The 1,465-nt window shown below is 52.6% G+C and carries 4 protein-coding genes; 3 read left to right on the top strand and 1 reads right to left on the bottom strand.

All coding sequences use genetic code 11. From position 1 onward, the window contains the following. On the bottom strand, positions 1–145 hold a 145-nt coding region (locus GOV45_RS23150; protein WP_170482894.1), incomplete at its 3' end, for an AMP-binding enzyme. Between the two features lie 46 nt (positions 146–191). On the opposite strand from GOV45_RS23150, the gene GOV45_RS23145 reads away from it, so the two are divergent. The 3 genes from GOV45_RS23145 to GOV45_RS23135 all read left to right on the top strand — a co-directional run. Beyond that, positions 192–461, top strand: a complete 270-nt coding sequence (locus tag GOV45_RS23145) for a hypothetical protein (protein ID WP_254448105.1) — start codon at positions 192–194, stop codon at positions 459–461. 133 nt (positions 462–594) lie between these two features. Next, positions 595–1,098 (top strand): adenylate/guanylate cyclase domain-containing protein, encoded by a 504-nt coding sequence (locus GOV45_RS23140; protein WP_170482892.1) that lies wholly within the window; start codon positions 595–597, stop codon positions 1,096–1,098. A 9-nt stretch (positions 1,099–1,107) separates the two neighbouring features. Continuing rightward, positions 1,108–1,465, top strand: a 358-nt coding sequence (locus GOV45_RS23135; protein WP_170482889.1) for an IS6 family transposase, incomplete at its 3' end; no start/stop codon positions are given.

Genomic DNA, 1,465 nt, shown 5'->3' with positions numbered 1-1,465 from the left:
CCGTGTCAAGTTTTACGCCTGGCTCAGCAACCAGAGTGGCGATGATCTTTTCCCCGAAGTCGTTGTCGGGGATCCCGAAAACCGCCGATTCCAGAACGCCATCGATGTCGTTTAAGACGTCTTCGATTTCTTTGGGGTAAGCCATTACTCTCAACCCTCATTATCCAGGCTGGTACGCTGGCGTTTTGGGTTTGGCCCTTCGGCTCGATAGTCGATACGAGGAAGCCAAGGAGGCATTCGCCGAATATGGTCAAAGGGTTGAAGGCTTTGGACACCTAGACCTTGTAATCGTACATGTGGAAACGGATAACTTTGAGGCCGCTTACGATGAAGCACGGAATGTGATGAAATACCGTCCTCAGTTTTCCATATCGGATTGGGCGAAAACTCAGCTTTTCTCTGATATAGAACGATTGGAGAAAGACTGCGCGTCTCTGCGTTTGGCAGGACTGCCCGAATAAGTGTAACGCTGATTTACGGCACCTCAATTTTTCTTGGAAACTGATACCCACTGCGTCCGCTTTGGGCTCTACTCGGTCAAACTGCTTGAATAGCAAATGCATTTGCTGCCTGATGTTTCAGAAGCCGTGAGGGATGTTATTCAAGGAAGGAACTCGGTTGGAGCGGCGTCTTGCGGCCATTCTCGCAGCTGACATAGCTGGCTACAGCGCGCTTATTGGCGCGGATGAAGAAGGTGTCCTGCGCGCGTTCAAGGGGCATTTCGGGGCTCTGGAACCACATCTTGGAATGAATGGCGGACGCCTTTTCAAAAAAACTGGAGACGGATTTCTTGCGGAGTTCCATTCCGTTGTGGACGCAGTGGCATGCGCCGAAACAATGCAACGTCATATGTCCGAGCGGAACGCGGCGCGCGGTAACAGCCAGGAATTGCTATTCCGTATGAGTATCCACGTCGGCGAGATTTTCGATGATGAAGGCGATATCCTTGGCGACGGGGTGAACATTGCCGCTCGTCTTGAGAGCGTTGCGCCGGTAGGAGGGATAGTTGTTTCGGAGCGCGTGTATGAAGACGTCATTGGCAAGACAGATGGCCATGTCAGAAGAACTTGGGTTGAGGCAGGCAGGGGGCTTTCGTAGCTTTTGCCCATGACCAGACCTGCCTCTTTCAAGTACTTCAAAACCAGTCCTGAGATCATCCGCCTTGCGGTGATGCTGTACATCCGATTTCCGCTCTCGCTTCGGAATGTCGAAGATCTGCTGCATGAACGCGGGATCGATGTCAGCCACGAAACCGTCCGATATTGGTGGAACAGGTTCGGCCCGATGTTTGCCTCTGAGATCAGACGAAAGCGAGTCCAGCAACTGCGCGCGTTCTCGAAATGGAAGTGGCACGTGGACGAGGTTTTTGTGAAGGTGAACGGCAAACGTCACTACCTCTGGCGCGCCGTAGATCATGAAGGCGAAGTGCTGGAAGCCGTCGTTACGAAGCGCCGAAACAAAGCTG

It is taken from the genome of Ruegeria arenilitoris (assembly GCF_013035425.1).
GTDB classification, from domain to species: Bacteria; Pseudomonadota; Alphaproteobacteria; order Rhodobacterales; family Rhodobacteraceae; genus Ruegeria; species Ruegeria arenilitoris_A.
Note: the sequence above shows the minus strand (reverse complement) of the source record. Positions and strands in the feature narration are given on the sequence as shown.